Origin of the sequence: Corynebacterium sp. 13CS0277 (assembly GCF_002994655.1) — a bacterium.
Classification (GTDB): Bacteria; Actinomycetota; Actinomycetes; order Mycobacteriales; family Mycobacteriaceae; genus Corynebacterium.
Genome location: NZ_PPDL01000068.1, coordinates 1 through 555, shown reverse-complemented (window position 1 = coordinate 555; position 555 = coordinate 1). Strand labels below are relative to the sequence as shown.

The window sequence follows — 555 nt, the reverse complement described above, 5'->3', positions numbered from 1 at the left end:
GCAACGATGTGCGCACCCGTAGACGGCGTCCAATAGATGGAGCCGTTCTCAAAGTGATTGAACCGGCCCACACCATCCGGAGGCGTGAGTTCGTCAGTCGTGGGGTACCCCAGACGGCCAGTCTCCCATCCGTCCTGCTCCCACCGATCCCGAATACGCCCCTCAATGGCATGAGCATCGGTCCGCGGCGTCCAATAGATCGACCCGCGCTCAAAGTGGTTAAACCGCCCGTACCCATCCGGAGGCGTCAGCTCATCCGTGATCGGGTACCCATAACGGCCCTGCTCCCACCCAAACTCAGACCACTTGTCACGAATTCGCCCACCAACCTGGTGGGCCACACCATTGGCAATCTGCGGGTGCCAGTAGATCGACGCATTGTTGGCAAACACCTGGAACTTGCCCCCGCCCGCCAAGTCCAGCTCTCCCGTCGTCGCATTTCCGAGCCTGGCATGACCACCAACACGGTGGAAAGCTTCCAGGATCCGCCCCTTGACCTCATGGCCGTAGAACTCGGCCCCCTGCACCTGGGGAGCCAGGCTCGCGGCAGCCACC

The 555-nt window shown here is 62.2% G+C and carries 1 protein-coding gene; it reads right to left on the bottom strand.

The features are described 5' to 3' along the window. Window positions 1-554: LGFP repeat-containing protein (locus C1Y63_RS12450; RefSeq protein ID WP_369831054.1), on the bottom strand; the 554-nt coding region annotated here is incomplete at its 3' end. Window position 555 lies beyond the last annotated feature (1 nt).